General features: G+C 67.8%; 14 protein-coding genes and 1 pseudogene. 6 read left to right on the forward strand and 9 right to left on the reverse strand.

Features of this window, described 5'->3' with window-relative positions; translation table 11 throughout:
- Nucleotides 1-48: 48 nt before the first annotated feature.
- The 4 genes from ACYQZ5_RS08845 to ACYQZ5_RS08860 are packed head-to-tail and all read left to right on the forward strand — an operon-like array spanning nt 49 to nt 4144.
- Entirely contained in the window at nt 49-243 is a 195-nt protein-coding gene (locus tag ACYQZ5_RS08845) for a DUF8131 family protein (RefSeq protein ID WP_379733358.1), read from the forward strand.
- Between the two features lie 3 nt (nt 244-246).
- Complete coding sequence (locus ACYQZ5_RS08850) at nt 247-1017, forward strand: sulfite exporter TauE/SafE family protein (protein ID WP_459845886.1); 771 nt, start codon at nt 247-249, stop codon at nt 1015-1017.
- Nucleotides 1014-3464, forward strand: a complete 2451-nt coding sequence (locus ACYQZ5_RS08855) for a heavy metal translocating P-type ATPase (protein ID WP_459845888.1) — start codon at nt 1014-1016, stop codon at nt 3462-3464. The genes ACYQZ5_RS08850 and ACYQZ5_RS08855 overlap by 4 nt, the downstream gene beginning before the upstream one ends.
- Nucleotides 3461-4144, forward strand: a complete 684-nt coding sequence (locus ACYQZ5_RS08860) for a DUF7546 family protein (RefSeq protein WP_459845890.1) — start codon at nt 3461-3463, stop codon at nt 4142-4144. Before ACYQZ5_RS08855 ends, ACYQZ5_RS08860 begins: the two co-directional genes overlap by 4 nt.
- Here ACYQZ5_RS08860 and ACYQZ5_RS08865 read toward each other — a convergent pair.
- Together ACYQZ5_RS08865 and ACYQZ5_RS08870 are read right to left on the reverse strand one after the other, a co-directional pair.
- Entirely contained in the window at nt 4129-4410 is a 282-nt protein-coding gene (locus tag ACYQZ5_RS08865; protein ID WP_379731880.1) for a DUF7526 family protein, read from the reverse strand. The genes ACYQZ5_RS08860 and ACYQZ5_RS08865 overlap by 16 nt on opposite strands.
- A gap of 48 nt (nt 4411-4458) precedes the next feature.
- Entirely contained in the window at nt 4459-5640 is a 1182-nt protein-coding gene (locus ACYQZ5_RS08870) for an ABC transporter permease (RefSeq protein WP_379731882.1), read from the reverse strand.
- Nucleotides 5641-5773: 133 nt separating this feature from the next.
- On the opposite strand from ACYQZ5_RS08870, the gene ACYQZ5_RS08875 reads away from it, so the two are divergent.
- Nucleotides 5774-6754 carry an ABC transporter permease subunit gene (locus ACYQZ5_RS08875; protein ID WP_379731883.1) on the forward strand — a complete coding sequence of 327 codons (981 nt, stop codon included), beginning with the start codon at nt 5774-5776 and terminating at the stop codon, nt 6752-6754.
- 23 nt (nt 6755-6777) lie between these two features.
- Here ACYQZ5_RS08875 and ACYQZ5_RS08880 read toward each other — a convergent pair whose 3' ends face one another.
- Nucleotides 6778-7845 carry a PrsW family intramembrane metalloprotease gene (locus ACYQZ5_RS08880; RefSeq protein WP_379731884.1) on the reverse strand — a complete coding sequence of 356 codons (1068 nt, stop codon included), beginning with the start codon at nt 7843-7845 and terminating at the stop codon, nt 6778-6780.
- 98 nt (nt 7846-7943) lie between these two features.
- Between ACYQZ5_RS08880 and dph5 the strand changes: the two genes are divergently transcribed.
- Entirely contained in the window at nt 7944-8747 is an 804-nt protein-coding gene (dph5, locus tag ACYQZ5_RS08885; RefSeq protein WP_459845893.1) for a diphthine synthase, read from the forward strand.
- Nucleotides 8748-8750: 3 nt separating this feature from the next.
- Here the strand turns inward: dph5 and artA are convergent, their stop codons facing one another.
- The 6 genes and pseudogenes from artA to ACYQZ5_RS08915 all read right to left on the reverse strand — a co-directional run bounded on the left by artA (nt 8751) and on the right by ACYQZ5_RS08915 (nt 18102).
- The gene (gene artA, locus ACYQZ5_RS08890; RefSeq protein WP_379732669.1) at nt 8751-9776 is read right to left on the reverse strand and encodes an archaeosortase A; all 1026 of its coding nucleotides are present in this window, start codon (nt 9774-9776) and stop codon (nt 8751-8753) included.
- Between the two features lie 151 nt (nt 9777-9927).
- Nucleotides 9928-12198, reverse strand: coding sequence for a BGTF surface domain-containing protein (locus ACYQZ5_RS08895; protein WP_379818269.1), 2271 nt, complete (start codon nt 12196-12198; stop codon nt 9928-9930).
- Between the two features lie 186 nt (nt 12199-12384).
- Nucleotides 12385-12480 (reverse strand): annotated as a pseudogene (locus ACYQZ5_RS08900) (surface glycoprotein); the annotation flags it as partial.
- A gap of 322 nt (nt 12481-12802) precedes the next feature.
- Nucleotides 12803-15394 (reverse strand): BGTF surface domain-containing protein, encoded by a 2592-nt coding sequence (locus tag ACYQZ5_RS08905; protein WP_379818254.1) that lies wholly within the window; start codon nt 15392-15394, stop codon nt 12803-12805.
- 317 nt (nt 15395-15711) lie between these two features.
- Nucleotides 15712-16464, reverse strand: a complete 753-nt coding sequence (locus tag ACYQZ5_RS08910) for a VOC family protein (RefSeq protein WP_379731371.1) — start codon at nt 16462-16464, stop codon at nt 15712-15714.
- A gap of 525 nt (nt 16465-16989) precedes the next feature.
- Nucleotides 16990-18102, reverse strand: coding sequence for an OBG GTPase family GTP-binding protein (locus ACYQZ5_RS08915; RefSeq protein ID WP_379731370.1), 1113 nt, complete (start codon nt 18100-18102; stop codon nt 16990-16992).
- Nucleotides 18103-18206 lie beyond the last annotated feature (104 nt).

The following is an 18206-nucleotide window of genomic DNA, read 5'->3' on the forward strand; positions in this document are numbered from 1 at the left end:
GTAGGAATCGGCGGAGGTGCCTACCTGAATGGGACCGAACGGGGGTGTATGTCCGTATCCGCACGAGGGTTGGCCGCCATCGGGCTCGCGGCGCTCGTCCCGGTGTGGCTGTACGCCCTACAGATCAGTGGCGGGGTCACCGTCGCACTGGCGTCGACCACCTGCGTGTTGCTGGTCGTCGGCGGGCTCTACGTCATGTTCGGCCCGCACGACGACGAGGAGTCCGTCGTCGGCAGCGTCTGAGCCATGTCCGGACTCGGCGCCGGCGTCGAGCTCGGGGCGTTCCTGCTCGTCGGGCTGCTCGGCGGCGCCCACTGTCTGGGCATGTGTGGACCGCTCGTGACCGCCTACGCCGGCGACGCTGGTAGCCCACAGGGCCGAGTGACGCTCCGTGACGTACGCCAACAGGGACTCCTGACGGTCGGCCGCGTGGGAACGTACGCGCTCGTGGGCGGGGCGCTGGGCGCGCTCGGGGGCGCGACCGTCGCCGGCGGCAGCCTGTTCGCCGGCGTCGACGTGGTCCGCGGGCTCTTCGGCGTCGCCGCCGGAACGCTCGTTCTCGTCGTCGGCGCGGGCTACCTCCGCGGCCGGCCGATCGATCCCGGACAAATCCCGATTCCCGGCGTCTCCGGGCTGTTCAAGCGACTCTCGGGGGTCGCGATCGATCGAGCACGGACGTGGGCCGAGGGGCCGCGGATCGCGCTGCTTGGCTCGATCCACGCGCTGCTGCCGTGTCCGCTGCTGTACCCGGCGTATCTCTACGCGTTCGCCCGCGGCTCGCCGGTCGCCGGGGCGCTCGCGCTGGGCACGCTGGGCGTCGGCACGGCGCCGGCGATGGTTGGCTCGGCCACGATGCTCGGCGCGGTGCCGGCGTCGGTCCGGTCGCGGCTCCACCGCGCGCTCGGCGGCGCGTTCCTGCTGCTCGGGCTGCTCCCGCTGCTGCACGGCCTCGGACTCCTCGGTGTCCCGGTGCCACAGATCCACCTGCCCCACTACGCGGAGGTGCCGACGCCGTGAGCGCGACAGAGAACTGCACGCTCTGTGGGCTCGAAACGCCCGACCCGCCGCTGACCGACGACGGCGTGGACGGGTCGTTCTGCTGCCGGGGCTGTCTGGAAGTCGCGCGGAGCCTCGACGATCCGGCGACGGCCGACGCCGCCGAGGCTCGCGAGACGGTTCCCGAAACGGAGGCCTCGGTCCCGGACGACGCCGAAACCGCGTACCTGCAGGTCGACGGGATGCACTGCGCGAGCTGTGAGGCGTTCCTCGAGCGCCGCGCGACCGCCGACGAGGGCGTCGCCGCGGCGGACGCGAACTTCCCGGCGGAAGCGATGCGGGTCCACTACGACCCCGACGCGACCGACCCCGAGTCGGTCGCGGAGACGGTCTCCGGCGTCGGCTACGCGGCCGCCCCGACGAGCGAGGAGCCGGAGGCCGACGCCGACGACGGGACGGTCGGCCGCCTGCTCGTCGGCGGCTTCTTCGGGATGATGGCGATGCTGTGGTACGTGCTGTTCCTCTACCCCGTCTACTTCGGGCTGCCGCCGGAGGCGCTGCTGTTCGATCTGGAGGGCGGGGCGGGGCGGTTCCTGCTCGGCAACCTCTGGCTCTCGGCGACGGTTGTGCTGGCGTACACCGGCGCGCCGCTGCTCCGCGGGGCGTACGTCGCCGTCCGGACCCGACAGCCCAACATGGATTTGCTCGTCTCGCTGGCGGCCACGACGGCCTACCTCTACAGCGGGCTGGCGGTGCTCACCGGCCGGACCGAGGTGTACTTCGACGTGACGATCGTCGTCGTGCTGGCGGTCACGGTCGGGAGCTACTACGAGGAGCGGATCAAGCGGCGGGCGGTCGGCGAACTCGCCGACCTCACTCGCGACCGCGCCTCGGAGGCCCGCGTTCGTACAGGTGACGGAACCGAGACGCTCCCGGTCGAGGCCGTCGAGGGCGGCGACGAGCTGGTCGTCCGCTCCGGCGAGCGCGTCCCGGTCGACGGCGAGGTGATCGAGGGGACCGCCGCGGTCGACGAGTCGCTGGTCACCGGCGAGTCGCTCCCGGTACGGCGGAGTCGCGGCGACGAGGTCCGCGGCGGGACGGTCGTCTCCGACGGCCGGCTCGTCGTCCGGGCCGTCGACGGCGCCGAGCGCACGCTCGACCGCGTGGTCTCGCTGCTCTGGGACGTACGCGGCGAGGGCACGCCTCAGCGGCTGGCCGACGCGCTCGCGACGATCTTCGTCCCCGCGGTGCTCGTACTCGGCGCGCTCGCGTTCGTCGCCCACCTGCTGCTCGGCGCCAGCCCGACCGCCGCACTCCTGACCGGGCTGACGGTGCTCGTGGTCTCCTGCCCCTGCGCGCTGGGACTGGCGACGCCGCTGGCGATCGCGGCGGGCACTCGCTCGCTGCTCGAGGACGGCGTCGTCCTGACCGACGGGAGCGCCGTCGAGACGGCCCGCGAGGTCGACACCGTCGCGCTCGACAAGACCGGCACGCTCACGACCGGCGAGATGGCGCTGCTGAACCTCGAAACCGCCGACGGCACCGACCGGGCGACGCTGCTCGGTCACGCGGCCGCCGTCGAGGCGCGCTCGGACCACCCCGTCGCCGACGCGGTGGTCGCCGCCGCGGACGAGGCCGACACCGAGGCCGGTCCCGACTCGACCGTCGCGGCGTACGAGGCCCACCCCGGCCGCGGCGTCTCGGGCCGCGTCGGCGCCGGCCCGCGGGTGACCGTCGGCGAGGAGTCGCTGTTCGCGGACGCGGCGATCCCCGACGAACTCCGGGAGCGCTACGCCGACGCCGAGTCGTCGGGCCACCTCGCGGCGTACGTCGGCTGGGAGGGCGCGGTTCGCGGGGTGCTCGTCGCCGGCGACGACCCCCGTCCCGGCTGGCGCGAGGCGGTCGAGCGCCTGAGCGAGGGCCGCCGGGTGGTCGTCCTGACGGGCGACGAGGGGGCCGCGGCCGACCGCTTCCGCGAGGTGCCGGGGATCGACGAGGTGTACGCCGGGCTTCCGCCCGCCGGGAAGACCGAGACAGTTCGCCGGCTCCGTTCCGAGGGCACTGTCGCGATGGTCGGCGACGGGAGCAACGACGCGCCGGCACTCGCGGCGGCCGACCTCGGGATCGCGGTCGCCTCCGGCACCGAACTCGCCGCCGACGCCGCCGACGCGGTGCTGGTGGGTCGGGACCTCGCCGCCGTCGACCGCGCGCTCGACACGCTCGCGGCCACGCGCCGGCGCGTCCGGGAGAACCTCGCGTGGGCGTTCTGCTACAACGCGGTCGCGGTGCCCGCCGCGGCGCTGGGTGTCATCACGCCGCTTGTCGCCGCGGTCGCGATGGCGGCGTCGAGCCTGCTCGTCGTCGGGAACACGACGCGCTCGCTCGGCCCGGACGACGATCCGGAGCCGGCGACGACGGGCGGCGACCGTCGAAACGCCGCGGTCGCCGACGGGGGTGAGCGCGAGTGAGCCGCGTCGCGACCGCGCGCTCGTGGTCGGTCCCCGCGCCGGCCCGGACCGCGGTGCTCGCACTCGGCGTCCAGTCCGCGCTCGCGCTGGCGTACCTGCTCGCGACCGACGCGGGGCTTGCGGTGCCGACGATTCTCGCGGTGCCGTTCGTCTGGTTCACCGTCGCCGCGGTCGCGGTCCGACACGCGGAACGCCCGACTGTGAGTCGACGGGGCTGGTGGATCGCGGCCGGCGTTGGCGCCGCCTACGTCCTCGCGCTCGCGTGGCTGATCGGCGCCGTCGCCCCCGCGATGGGGCCGGCGACGGGCGTCGATCTCGTGTTGCTCCCGCCGGGGTGGGGACCCGTCGTGCGCTACAGCGGCGCCGGGGTCGCGCTCACGGTCGTTCCCTACCGCGCGGCCGGCGTACTCGCGCTCGGCTATCTGGTGTCGCTGTCGGTCCGAAACGTCGTCGATGAGGGACTCTCGGCAGGGGTCGGCGGACTGGTCGCGCTCGGCTCCTGTGCGGGCTGTGCGCTGCCGCTGGTCACGAGCCTCGTGGGGGCGCTGAGCGGTGCGGGGCTGGGCGTCGGCGCGGCGCCGGCCGTCAGCGGCGGAACGTACCTCCTCGGGACGGCGGCGTACGTGCTCGCGGCGTGGCTGCTCGCCGCGCGGCCGCTCCGGCGCTACACCACGCGATAGACGCCGGCGATCGACGTTTCCTCGACGGTCACGTCGACCGTCTCGCCCTCGGGGACGCGTTCCTCGACGAGCAGCGTCACCGGCTCGATCGGCTTCCGGCGGAGCATCGCCCACGCGAGCTCGAAGATCGACGGGTGGCCGCCGCGCCGGCAGACGACGACGTGGCGCTCCCCCGCCAGCGACTCGAGTTCGGGGTCGAGGTCGTGCTCGCCGAACTCCTCGGGCGCGACGGAGTGGATGGCTTCGGCCTCGATCCGTTCGGTCATGGGTGATCGACGGGCCGGAGCGGAAAGGCCGTGTCGGACCGTCGGCGCCTACCCGCCCCGCGGCTCCAGCGCGTCGACCATCGCGTCGCCGACGACGTTGAACGCGAACACCGTCAGCGACAGCAGCAGCAGCGGTATCCCGGCGAGCCACCACGCCGTGGGGAGGCCGACCGTGAACAGGGAGTTGTAGATCTGCTGTCCCCACGAGAAGTTGCTGGGGTCGCCCAGCGTCGAGGAGCCCTGCATCACCGGGATCTGGATGAACGACACCGTCGCCTCGATCAGCACGAACAGCGGGATCTGCAGCGTCACGTTCGAGAGTACCGACGGGATCACGTTCGGCAGCAGATGCCGGCTCAGCAGCCGTCGGTCGTCGACGCCGCCGATCCGGGCGGCCTGGGCGTACTGCTCGTTCTCCTGTACCCTGAGTTCGTCGCGTACCAGACGGGCCAATCCGCCCCAGCTCACCAGCCCGAGCACGCCGATCAGGAGCCGGAGCCGTCCCTCGACCATCCAGTAGAACAGCACGAGGTACAGCAGGATCGCGGGGACCGACTGGAGCGACTCGGCCAGCCACATCAGCGCCGCCTCGACGCGGCCGCCGATCGTGGTCGCCGCGACGCCGACCCCGACGCCCGCGGGGACGATCAGCGCCGCGGCGCCGAGGGCGACGCTCAGGCTCGTCCGCGTCCCCAGCACCAGCAACACGAGCAGGTCCTTCCCGCCGATGGCGGTCGTCCCGAGGGGGAACTGCCAAGAGCCGTGGCAGCGGCCGTCGACGACGGGACCGTAGCAGTTGGGGACGAACACGGTGTCGATGCTCCCCCACACCGGCGGCTGGGCGGAGTAGAGGATGCGCACTTTGGGCTCGCTCACCAGGAACGGGCCGAACAGCCCGACGGCGACGAACGCGGTCAGAAAGCCCAGACACGCGACGGCGAGGGGATCGGTCCGGAACTGACTCCAGTAGTGTGCGACCTGCTCCGGCGCCCCGAGCAGCGCCGCCAGCCCGATCGAACCGAACATGTAGAGGCCCAACACCAGCAGCCAGTCGAGGCCGGTCATCACCACCGGGAGGCCGGCGACGTAGTCGTAGCAGAACGCCGCGAGCAGGGCGACGGCGCTGATCGGGAGCCAGCGCGGCATCGCGACCGCGGCCTGCTCGGGGTCGAACTCGTTCCAGTCGACTGTCGCGAAACGCCCGGCTTCGCGGGGGGAGGGCTCGCTCATGGCGGGGGAACAGCCCCAACAGCGGTGAGCAAGACCTAATAGTTTGTGACTACGTGGCACTACTCGTCCATGCGACGGATCGTCCCCCCTCCGACCGTGACGCCCTCCAACCGACGACGGCCGCCCGGCGACGATGCGTAGCCTCCTCACGACGCTCGCGAGTCGGCTCGCCCGGCTGGCGCTGACGCTGTGGCTCGTGTTCACGGCCGTGTTCGGCGCGCTCGCGTACGTCCAGAATCCGCACGTGCTGCGACCGGCGTACATGCCGCGGCTGTTCTCGGGGCTCTACCGGGAGCCGCGGTTCGCCGCCCGGGCCGAGCCGTTGCTCGCCCAGTACGGCGACTGGCTCGTCCGCGTCCTCACGCTCGATCTCGGCCGGATCGGGTTCGGCGATCGGACCGTCGTCGTCCGGGAGCTCGTCGTCGAGGCGGTGACGGTCACGCTGATCTACCTCGTCCCCGCGGTGGCGGTCGCGGTCGTGCTCGGAACGCTGATCCAACTGCTGGCGGTCGCCGTCGAGCGCGGCGACGCGAGCGCGAAGACGAAGCTGCTCGGCGCGGCCGCGATCTCGGTGCCGGTGTTCCTGGTCGCGTACGTGCTGCAGGTGTACCTCCCGGTGCTCGTGATCGACGCCTCCGGCGAGATCGTCGACATGGGGTACGACGACACGGCGGGACCGTTCTCCCCCGCGAACCTCCGGGCGGCGATCTGGCCGGGCGCGACGATGGGGCTGTACCTCTTCGCGATACAGCTCCGGGTCGCCGGCACGGATCTGGAGCAGTACGCGAACGAACCGTTCGTCAAGACCGCCCGCGCGAAGGGGGTGGGGCTGCTGGGCATCTGCCGGCACGTGTTCCCTCACTCCGCCGCGCGCCTGCTGACGCTGCTGTCCTCGGAGATGCTCGGCGTCGTCCTCGTCGGTATCTACGCCGTCGAGTGGGTCACCGAGACGCCGGGGTTCGGCACGCTGACGATCGACGCCGCGGGGAGCCGGGCGCCCGGGCTGATCTTCGCCGTGGTGTTGCTCCCGGTTCTGGCGGTGGCGGGCGTGAACACCCTTCAGGAGGTCTACTACTCCGTGTTCGACCCGCGCGTGGAGGGAGACGGGAGCTAACCCCTCCGCGGTCCGTCCGGTCGTCAGCGGTCGGTGTCGCGCTCCGACTCGACATCGTCGGTCGACTCCGCCGCCTCGGCGTCGTCCCAGACGGGGCCGTCGTCGCCGGCGCCCGCGTCGACGGTCGCGTCGTCGCTCTCGGGCTTCTCGCCGACGGCGGTGTCGTAGTTGTCGCGGTAGCGCGCCAGCTTCCGGTAGAGCAGGTAGAGGAAGATCCCGTCGTAGACGATCACGAAGGCGAGGTAGCCGAGGATCGAGAGCCCGGCCAGCGGCGCGACCGCGACGATGCTGTTGTACAGCGCGTGGATCAGGGCGGCGATCAACAGCCCCTTGACGACGATCGGCCCGCGGTTCTCGGGGTTGAACTTCGCGAGCCCGAGGTAGTAGCCCGCCCACGCCGAGTAGATGACGTGGCCCGGGCCGGCGAGCGCGCGGGAGGTGGCGGTGCCGAGGGCAGCGCCGATAGCCCGTGTCGCGCCGGCCTCCTGAGCCCGGACGAACCCCTGCACGACGTACAGCGTGTTCTCGATCGTCGCGAAGCCCAGCCCGGCGACGGCGCCGTACACCGCGCCGTCGATGACGGCGTCGAACTCCGAGCGCTCGAAGGCGTACAGCCGGATCGCGAACCACTTCACGAGCTCCTCACCCGGCCCGACGATCAGGAAGAAGTACAGCACCATCCCCCAGACGCCGACCGCGCGGAACAGCCCGCCGAGGGCGGTGTTGACCGTCGCCGCGAAGCTCGCGAACAGCACCGAGAGCACGAACGTCGCGGCGAGGGTCCCCAACGGTTCCTTCTCGACCACGTCCTGTCGCCAGACGAACGCCACCAGCACGAACGCCGGCACCGCCGACAGCAGCGCGACGATCCCCAGCGCGGGGTTCTGACTCGCCAGCCAGACCACCCCGCCCACCTGTCCGAGGAACACCAGCGCCGCGAACAGGACGAGCAGCAGGCGGGCGTTGCCCGCGAGCGTACGGTGGACCGCGACCGCAGCGCGGTCGACGACGGTCCGTGGCTCCCACGTCGCCACGTCGTAGAGGTCGCGATCCTCGGACGCCGACGTCTCGACCGGATCCGTCTCGGACATGGCTTCCCCTGTGGGCCGCGCCCACGTAGTCCTTGTCGCCGCGTCGTGTGCCGGGCGCCGATGGACACCGATTTGGGCCGGGACCGCCGACTCCCACCATGCTCACGTTCATCGGGCTGGGGCTCTACGACGAGCGCTCGATCACGGTCGAGGGCCGGGAGGCGCTGGCCGCCGCCGACCGCGCGTTCGCGGAGTTCTACACCAGCCGGCTCGTCGGCACGACCGTCAAGGAGCTGGAGGCGTACCACGACACCGAGATCGAACTCCGGGACCGCGCGGGGGTCGAGCGCGACCCGGCGCCGATCCTCGACGCCGCCGAGGAGGAGGATGTGGCCTTCCTCACCGCGGGGGACACGATGATCTCGACCACGCACGTGGATCTGCGCCTGCGCGCCCACGAGCGCGGGATCGAGACGCGGGTAATCCACGGCGTCTCCGCCCAGTCGGCCGCGGCGGGGCTGACGGGGCTACAGAACTACCGCTTCGGGAAGGCGACGACGCTGCCGTTCCCGAGCGCCCACGGCGGCGGGGACGTGCCCGACAGCGTGATCGAGACGATCGAGGCAAACCGCGAGCGTGACCTCCACACGCTCGTCTACCTCGACATCAAGGTCGACGACCCGACCGCCGACGCGGCGGGGCTGGGGGAAGACGAGCGGTTCATGACCGGCGACCGCGCCGCCGAACTGCTCGCGGCGAACTGGGCCGACGAGCTCGCGGTCGTCGTCGCCCGCGCGGGCAGCCCCGAGCCGGTCGTGGCGGCCGATCGGCTCTCCGCGCTTGCCGAGCGGGAGTTCGGCGGCCCGCTCCACCTGCTGGTGGTGCCCGCCGAGCCGCATCACCTGGAAGCGGAGGCGCTGGCGTCGCTGGCGGGCGCGCCGGAAAATCTCGTCGAGGAGTAGCCGTCAGTCCCCGTTCTCGGGGATCTGTGACCGCGCCCGACTGCGGGGGAGGTCGAGCGTCTCCGAGAGGTCGTACTCGTCGCCGGTCACCATGAACAGCACGTCCTCGATGATGGTGAGGATCTCCGGCAGTTCGCGGACCACGAGGTAGGTGACGCCCACGAGCGCGACCACGGCGAGCAGTTGGCTGATGATGCGGTCGGAGACGTACCACGAGACGCGGTAGGGGTCCGAGCCGCCGAACATCGTCAGCACGAGGTTCGGGAACACGTGGAGCAGTTGCTCGCCGAACGCGATGCCGATGAACGTCGTCCGCACGAGGTTCAGCCCGTAGATAATCGGGACGGCGACGCTCAACGCGCGGAGCTTTCGACGCAGCGGCGCCCGGACCGCGGCGATCAGCCCCGCGAAGATCGCGATGCTCCCCAGCCCCGTACAGGCGAGCACGACCGAGAACTGGAGAATCTGCCCGTCGCTGGCGACGAACTCGTAGGTGTTCTGGTACCCCTGCGGGCCCAGAATGAGTTCGGGGTTCGACCCGAAGACGCTCATCATGAACCCCGTCTGGGCGGCGACGACCTCGATCAGCACCTGCCGCGGCGCGGGGACGTGCAGCCCCGCCACGTCGACGGCGGGGATCGTCTCGAAGGGGAGGTAGATCAGCCCCATGATCGCCGTCGAGCGCGAGAGGAGAAACAGCGTGTCCCGGCCCCGCCAGAGCAGGTAGCCCGCGTAGAGGCAGGCGGGGACGGCGACGAGCGCGAGCACTCCCTCGACGTAGCTCTTGTGGACGAACGCGAAGTGGGGAAAGAGGAGCAGCCAAAACAGCGCGAACAGCCCCCACGCCGACGCCGAGACGGTTCGGGCAGTCTCGAGCTGGTCGTCGACGGCGTCCAGTGCTCCGCCGTCCTCCCGTCGGGTGAGGATCTCGAGCGCCGCGCCGAGGGCGAACGCGCCGACGACGATCCACGCCACCACGTCGGTCACGTCGAGGAGCCACGGCGGAACGGCGCCCGCGATACCGGCCATATCGGGAGAAGACGACGCGCGGGTAAATCCCTTACCGTTGTGGGGTATCTGCGTGTGACGGCGCTGTCGCTATTCGGTGTAGCGGTCGAAAGAAATGAAGGCGGAAGACCGGCGTGAGCCGGTGGTAACTACTGGGAGTCGCGAGAGTCAGTTACTCTCGGCGACCAGCCAGCAGGGCAGCCGCGAGCAGGGCGACCAGCGCGACGGCGACGCCGAAGCCGGGCGTCGTCGTCGTGGTGGTCTCCGTGTCGGGCTCCTCGGTCTCCGTGTCCGGAGCTTCAGTCTCCGTGTCCGGAGCCTCGGTGGCCGTGGCCGTTGCCGTCTCAGTCTCAGTGTCCGGCTGCTCGGTTGCCGTCGCAGTCGGCGTCTCCTCGGAGACGCTCTCGACGACTTCGCCGTCGGCGGAGGCGACCTGCGTGCCACCCTTACGGACGGTCACGTCGAAGGTGTCGCCAGCCGACTGCTCGCTGAAGTCGAACGAGCCCGAGAAGGTGCCGTCAGACTGGACGGTCACCGTGTCGGTGTTGAAGAAGCCGGGGCTGACGTCCGACGTCGAACGGACGCGGATCGTCAGCTCCGTCCCGGGCGCGTAGTTGGTCGTACCCGAGACCGTCTGACCGGAGTCGGCAGTGACTTCGACCACATCGGAGTCGAGCTCGGTCGAGGGAGCCTCGACCGTGAACGTCGCGTTCACGGACTGGTGGTCTTCCGTGTCAGCGCTGCGGAGGAGACGGTTGTCGGTGACCGTGAAGGTCGCCTTGAACTTGTCTCCCGCAACAATGTTCTTCGTATCGTCTTCCAGCACGAGGTTGCCCGTGTTGGCGACGATGTAGTACGCACCGTCACCCTCGACGAGCGTTAGCGCACCCGAGGACGCCGAGAGGTTGATCTCCTTCGGCTCCTGGTTCTGCACCGGGTTCGTCTGCATGATACTGAGGGAGAGACCGTTACCGAGGGCGGCGCTGAGGTTACCCTCAGCCTGCACGAGGCCCTCCAGACCGGTCGCTGAGACCTGGTGGACCACGAGGTCGCCCGAGGTAATGGTGTCGTCCTCGGTGATGACGCCGTCGTCGATGAGCGTCGCGAGGTCACTCTCCGTGATCCCGTTCTCATCGTCGGCGTTCAGGTCGGCGCCGCTCGGTGCGGTCCACAGCTGCATGTCGTCCGTGGATCGCGGGCCGATAGCCAGCGCGCCGAGGTCCTGCGGCTGATCGACGGTCGTGCTGGCCTCGCCGGACGTGCTCACCGAGAGCGTGTAGTCGCCCTGTGCGAGGATCTCGCCGATCATCGTCTGGTTCGTGCTGGCGTTGAACGTCACCGAGTCGTCCTCGGAAGCGGCCTCGACGACCGTGCCGTTCGTGGCGTTCCCAGCAGCGTAGGTGTTGAACTCGACGACGACTTGGCCGTCGGCGTTGCCGTCGGTGAAGGTGACGTTCGCCTGGTAGCCTTCGCTGTCCTCGAGGCCGATGACCAGCGTACCGCTGGTGCCGGTCGCCGCGCCGTCGAGGGAGATGTTGATCTCGGCAACGTCACCCTGATCGACGGTGAAGCTACTGTCGGTGAAGGACGCCTCACCGGCACCGACGTCGGTGACGGTGATGTTGGTGGAGATCGTCGTCGTCGTGTCAGCGACGTCGAACTCGAGCGTGTAGTCGCCCGCGTCGATGCCACTGGCGTTCAGCGTGTACTCCTGACTACGGTCGACCACGACCTCGACGGCGTCGTCCGTGCCGTCGTCGTTCAGGTCGCGCAGCGTCGTCGTCGTGAATCCGTCGTCGAGGATGTTCTCGACCTCGTCCGCGCTGAGGTTCTCAGCCGAGACGTAGGTCGTGAAGCTCTGACGGTTCGAGTCGAAGGTGGCAGTCGTCGTGGTCGTGCCACCCGCGTTTCCGATCTCCGAATCCTCCAGGTCGATGGAGAACTGGTGGTTCACAACCTGGAAGCCGGCCGTGTCACCGTTGCCGTCGTTCCCTTGCAGGAAGTAGTTCTGGCCGGTCTCGAGGTTGGACGTGCTGAACGTGATGTTCCCGTCCGCGTTAGCCGTGTAGCGGTTCTGGAACGTGCCCGGCTCCGCAGCCGTGCCTGTCGACAGGATCACGTCCTTGTTGCGCTCGAAGCCGATGGCCTTCACTTGCTGGCCCTGGTAGACGATCGAGCCGTTCACGACCGACGCGTTCTGGTCGGAGGTGTCGGACGTGTCAACGATCGTCAGGCTCGTCAGAGACGTATCGAGGTTCTGACCACCGGAGTCCGTGATGCTCACGCGAAGCTCAGTTGTGGTGTTACTGTCGACGCTCGGGTAATCCACTTCGAGGCTACTAATGTCGAAGTACGCCGTTTTGTTCGAACTGCTCGGCGAAGCGTCGAACGTCAGATTGCCGTTCTGAACGTTCTGATTGCTCGAAGAGATGTTAGAGCTCACACCACTAGTGCTAATGATGTCAACACCATTGGTGAAGTAGAGCTCGAATTCAACGGTCTGACCCGAATTGTTATCGTTCAAATTCTGTGCTGTCAGGTTCACACTGTTGTGAACCACTGTCGTGCTTTCGTTCACGTTTCCATCAGCTGGATTGGAAACAGTGACGGAAGCACCCGTAGCCGCAGCAGCGGTCCCGGACAGCGCGACGGTGCCAGCGACGACGCTGAACACCATCAGCGCTGCCAGAACGATGCTGCGGATCTTGTCTGAGTTGTCTGTCATGGTTGAATACGGAGATACGGGGTAGCGACATTTTTCTCGTTGACCGAGTCAACGATACTACCGGCGCTACCATTGGGTAGGGGCATGAAAAATAACGGCGTTATGGAGTAAATGTCTTGGGGCCGATATTTCGGTACGAGTCTCGAAAACGCCGATATTCGTCGTCTGGGAGTAGGGCGGTTCTCTCATTCGCTTCCGCCCCGACAGTTACCATCCGAGAACGAACTGCGAGAGCTATCGCTGTCCAGTGTAGCGGTCGAAAGAAATGAAGGCGGAATACCGGCGTGAGCCGGTGGTAACTACTGGGAGTCGCGAGAGTCAGTTACTCTCGGCGACCGGCCAGCAGCGCAGCGGCGAGCAGGGCGACCAGCGCGACAGCGACGCCGAAGCCGGGCGTCGTCGTCGTGGTGGTCTCCGTGTCGGGCTGCTCAGTCTCCGTGTCCGGAGCCTCGGTCTCCGTCTCAGGAGCCTCGGTGGCCGTGGCCGTTGCCGTGGCCGTCTCAGTCTCCGGCTGCTCGGTTGCCGTCGCAGTCGGCGTCTCCTCGGAGACGCTCTCGACGACCTCACCGTCAGCGGAGGCGACCTGCGTGCCACCCTTGCGGACGGTCACGCGGAAGGTGTCGCCAGCCGACTGCTCGCTGAAGTCGAAGGAGCCCGAGAAGGTGCCGTCGGACTGGACGGTCACCGTGTCGGTGTTGAAGAAGCCGGGGCTGACGTCCGACGTCGAACGGACGCGGATCGTCAGCTCCGTCCCGGGCGCGTAGTTGGTCGTGCCCGTGACAGTCTGACCGGAGTCCGCAGCGACCTCGACGGGGTCAGCGTCGAGCTCGGTCGAGGGAGCCTCGACCGTGAACGTCGCGTTCACGGACTGGTGGTCTTCGGTATCGCTGCTACCGAGGAGACGGTTGTCGGTGACCGTGAAGGTCGCCTTGAACTTGTCTCCCGCAACGATGTTCTTCGAGCTGTCCTGCAGCACGAGGTTGCCCGTGTTGGCGACGATGTAGTACGCACCGTCACCCTCGACGAACGTCAGTGCGCCCGACGACGCCGAGAGGTCAACCTTCTTCGCCTTCTGGTTCTGCACCGGGTTCGTCTGCGTGATGGTCAGCGTGGTACCGTTACCGATGGCGGCGCTGAGGTTGCCCTCAGCCTGCACGAGGCCCTCCAGACCAGTCGCGCTGATCTGGTGAACCACGAGGTCGCCCGAGGTAATGGTGTCGTCCTGAGTGATGACGCCGTCGTCGATGAGCGTCGCGAGGTCACTCTCGGTGATGCCGCTCTCACCGTCAGCGTTCAGGTCGGCGCCGCTCGGTGCGGTCCACAGCTGCATGCTGTCGGTGGAGCGCGGGCCGATAGCCAGCGCGCCGAGATCCTGCGGCTGGTCAACAGTGTCGGCAGCGTTGTCGGACGTGCTCACGGAGAGCGTGTAGTCGCCCTGCGCGAGGATGTCGTCGATCGTCGTCTGGTTCGTGGTGGCGTTGAAGGTCACCGAGTCCTTCTGCGCGGCGGCCTCAACGACCGTGCCGTTGTTAGCGCTACCAGCAGCGTAGGTGTTGAACTCGACGACGACCTGACCGTCGGTGTTGCCGTCATCGAAGGTAACGTTCGCCTGGTAGCCTTCGCTGTCCTCGAGGCCGATGACCAGCGTACCGCTGGTGCCGGTCGCCGCACCGTCGAGGGAGATGTTGATCGCCGCAACGTCGCCCTGGTCGACAGTGAAGCTACTGTCGGTGAAGGACGCCTCACCAGCACCAACGTCAGTGACGCTGATGTTGGTGGAGATGGTCGTGGTCGTGTCAGTGACGTCGAACTCGAGCGTGTAGTCGCCCGCGTCGATGCCACTGGCGTTCAGCGTGTACTCCGTACTGCGGTCGACAGTAACTTCGACAGCGTCGTTGGTGCCGTCGTTGTTAAGGTCGCGCAGCGTCGTCGTCGTGAATCCGTCGTCGAGGATGTTCTGCACTTCCTCCGCGCTGAGGTTCTCAGCGGAGACGTAGGTGCTGAAGCTCTGACGGTTCGAGTCGAAGGTGGCGGTCGTCGTCGTCGTGCCACCCGCGTTCCCGATCTCCGAGTCCTCCAGGTCGACGGAGAACTGGTGCTTCACAACCTGGAAGCCGGCCGTGTCACCGTTGCCGTTGTTCCCTTGCAGGAAGTAGTTCTGGCCGGTCTGGAGGTTGGACGTGCCGAACGTGACGTTGCCGAACGAGTTTGCAGTGTACCGGTTCTGGAACGTACCGGGGTCCGAAGCCGTACCCGTCGACAGGATCACGTCCTGACCGGACGCGAAGCCGATGGCCTTGACCTGCTGACCCTGGTAGATGATCGAACCGTTCACGACAGACGCGTTCTGGTTCGAGGTGCCGGTGTCAACGATGGTGAGGCTCTGGAAGTCAGAGAACCCGTCGTCGTTGTTGTCAGTGTAGGAACCGTTAGCGTTCTCGTCCAGCGCGAACTGGGCCTGGGCCGTCGTGTTACCGCTAACGGCCGGGGTAGCGACGTTCGTGATGTCGAACGTGACGTTGACGGTGTCGCTGTTGACACCACTGGAGTCCTGAAGCGTCACCGTAACCACGTCGGTGGTGGAGTTGACGTTGAAGGTCCCACTGTAGGTGACGTTCCCGGAGTTGACGTTGAAGTTCGTCACGCCCGAGCTGGACGTGTCCAGCGAGTCGGGCAGGTCAACAGCGAAGACCTGGTTCCCGTTGCCGCTGGTGTTAACGCCGCTCGCGATGAGCGTTACCGTATGTGTGTTCGTCGTCGATTCGTCGACCGTGGACGGCGTGATACTACTGTTCGTAGTATCAGTCGTCCCTGCAGCAGCCGTACCGGCGAACGCGACGGTCCCCGCGAAGACGGAGAAAACCATCAGCGCAGCCAGAACGATGCTGCGGATCTTGTCTGAGTTGTCTGTCATTGTTGTGTTGGATTCGCACTGCAGTCGGCGGCGCCAACTTCCTCGCCGAACCGAACGGCGATACTCACTGTTGCCACCATGGGTAGGGGTATCGGAAACAAACGCACCTGATTATAAATGTCTTGTGTATACCCATGTGGCGTGTTACAACGTCTCACCGCAGAAAACGCCCGCGAGAGCGTTCCTGTGCGATATACTTGCTTAAGTACTTTCTGCCGGTGACCCCCCGCCTTTATCCGTGGTGTCGGCGGCGGGCGGTCGTCGACGCCGGCAGCGGCCGGCACGCGCTCACGCGTGCGAATGAAAAATGACCGTCGCTACTCAGTCACCACTTCGACTTCGTGGCCGTCGAACGTCTTCGTGAAGGCGTAGTTGTAGTCACAGGACTCCGGATCGCGGTAGTCCTCGGCCTCGCGGGTCAGCAGCGTCTCCCAGAACCCCTCCAGATCCTCACACTCGACCGCGAGGTGGCCCCAGGCGTCGCCGAGGTCGTAGGAGCGCCCGTCGTAGTTGTACGTGAGTTCGACGGTCATCGCCTCCTCCGCGGCGTCTTCGGGCGCGAGGAAGTAGTTCGCGAACGTGTCGGCCTCCCAGCGGCCGGCCGGTTCGTACCCCATCTTCCGCGTCCACCAGCCGATCGAGGCGTCGGCGTCCTCGACGCGGATCATCGTGTGGTCGAGGCTCCACCGAGCGCCGTGGTCGCGCTCGACGATCTCGATCTCGTGGCCGTCCGGATCCTTGACGAACGCGTAGCCGGGGTTCTCCTCCGGCGGGCGGTAGTCCTCGACGCCCTCGTCCATCAGCTCGTAGTACGCCTCCTCCACGTCCTCGACGCGGACGGCGATGTGGCCCCACGCGTCGCCCATCTCGTAGGAGCGGCCGTCGTGGTTGTACGTGAGCTCCAGCAGCGCGCCGTCGTCGTGGACGTCCTCGGGACCGAGGAAGACGTTCGTGAACGTGTCGGCCTCCCAGCGGCCCTTCTCCTCGTAGTCGAGGTGGGTGGTGTACCAGTCGAGCGATTCGTCGAGATCCTCGACCCGCATCATGACGTGATCCAGCGTGTGACTCATGCGGTCGTAGGTGGGTTCGTGAGAGCGAAAAGCGTACCGAAGGCGGTGGTGGATTACGGAGTCGGGTGTGGTCGTTCTCGCCCGCGTGGGCGTGCGTTAGTGAGATTGCTTGGGTGTGACGCTGAACGCGACTACTGAGTTCGTTACTCCGACTTCGCTACTTCCACGACGAACAGGACCGCGGAGTGAGCATGACCACTTGTGACCGCACCGCCCCGCACAGTCCACAGGCCTCCCCAACCGATTCGCTCGGCCTGCCGGCCTCGCTCATCCCTCGCGCCGGCTCGTCCGCGGAGGGACTCGCGTTTCGCGCCGACAGCCACCGCGGTGGCGGTGGACGCTTCGCGCTCGCCAGCGGTCGGCGAACGCGGGGGGAGGGGTGGGGAATCGGCGCTGTGCCGGACCTTGTGTCCAGCACCCTGCGGTCACAAGTAGTCAAGCATCGAGTTGCTGTTGCGGTCGACGATCCTACGGTATCCCCGTTCACGCGCACCTCTTACACCGCAACTGTATCGAAGAAACCGACTACTTCCGCGTGATGATCCGGAGTTCGTCCTCGTCTTCCAGCTCGTGTTCCAGTCCGACCTGCTGGTCGTCGTGTTTCGCCGACGGCCCGCTGACTCGTCCGAACCGGAAGCGATCGAGGAACTCGTCGCCGCCGATGTCGAGGCAGGCGTCCTCGACGGTCGAGCCCGGCGGCAGCACCAGCGGCTCCTCGTAGTCGACGCCGCGGCCGGGCTTGTCCATGTACACCCGGATCAGGCCCAGTTCCTCCCAGATCCGCTCCTTGAGTCCGTCGAGGCCCTTCTCTTCCTCGGCGGAGATGAAGATGGCCTCCTCGGGGTCGATGTCGTACTCCCGGAGGTCCTCCTTCACCGTCGGGAGGTAGTCCTGGTCGATCAGGTCGGCCTTGTTGACCGAAACGATCGACGGCAGGTAGACGCGGTTGTCCATGATCGCGTCGATCAACTCGTCGATCGACGGATCGCCGCGAACGGTCACCTCGGCGTTGACGTAGCCGTGCTCCCGGAGCACGTCCTTGATCGTCTCCGTCTCCATCGACACCGAGTCGCTGACAGTGACCTGCAGCCCGCCGGTGTGGCTCTTGGTGATCGAGACGCTGGCAGGCTCGGTATCCAGCCGGATTTTGTTCTTGTACAGCTCCTCGGAGAGCCGCTCGTACTGGTCGATCTCGAACACCGAGAGCACGAACACCACCAGATCCGCGGTCCGGACGACCGAAAGCACCTCCTGCCCGCCGCCGCGGCCGCTGGCTGCGCCCTCGATCAGCCCCGGCACGTCGAGGATCTGGATGTTCGCCCCGCGGTGTTTGAGCATCCCGGGGTTCACGTCGAGCGTGGTGAACTCGTACTCGCCCGTCTCGCTCTCGGCGTTGGTGAGCGCGTTGATCAGCGTCGACTTGCCGACGCTGGGGAAGCCGACGAGGGCGACGGTCGCGTCGCCGGTCTTCTCGACCGCGTAGCCGTGGCCGCCGCCGGAGGAGGACTGGTTCTCCAGCTTCTCTTTCTTCTCCGCGAGCTTCGCCTTCAGACGCCCGATGTGGCCCTCGGTGGACTTGTTGTAGGGCGTCTCGGCGATCTCCTCGCGGAGTTCCTCGATCTCCTCCTCGAGTCCCATCGGCCGGAAATCCGCCGTGGGCGTCGTTAAAGCTGTTCCTTCAAACCAGTCACGGGGCGCGAGCCGCGACGGCCTCCGTGTCGTCGCCGCGGAGCGGATCCCGT

It is taken from the genome of Halolamina salina (assembly GCF_054653455.1).